General features: G+C 65.6%; 1 protein-coding gene. It reads left to right on the plus strand.

Annotated elements, in window-relative coordinates; all coding sequences use genetic code 11:
• Nucleotides 1-439 (plus strand): IS3 family transposase (locus G6020_RS16685; RefSeq protein WP_194306186.1); only part of this gene is annotated, 439 nt, incomplete at both ends.

Consider the following 439-nt stretch of genomic DNA (forward strand, 5'->3'; position numbering starts at 1 on the left):
AAACCGCGAGCTACGGCGAGCAAACACGATCTTGAAGCAGGCGTCGGCTTTTTTCGCTGCGGAGCTGGACCGTCCACAGCGCTGAAGGTCGAGTTCATCGACCGCTACAAGGACGAGCACGGTGTCCAGCCGATCTGCGACGCACTGGTCGAGACCAGCGCCGCGATCGCGCCTTCGTCCTACTACGCCGCCAAGACCCGACCGCCCTCAGCGCGGTCTGTCCGTGACGCCGCACTGACGGCCGCGATCACCACGATGTACGAGGAGAACTACCACGTGTACGGCGCCCGCAAGATGTGGAAGGAGATGGGACGCGCCGGCCACCAGGTCGCCCGCTGCACCGTCGAACGCCTCATGAGAGCTGAAAGACTCAAGGGGGTCCAGAGGGCCAAGTCGCCGCGCACCACTCGGCCCAAGGCTGAGACCGAGCGGCCCGCTG

The organism is Dietzia sp. B19 (assembly GCF_014145155.1).
GTDB classification, from domain to species: domain Bacteria; phylum Actinomycetota; class Actinomycetes; order Mycobacteriales; family Mycobacteriaceae; genus Dietzia; species Dietzia natronolimnaea.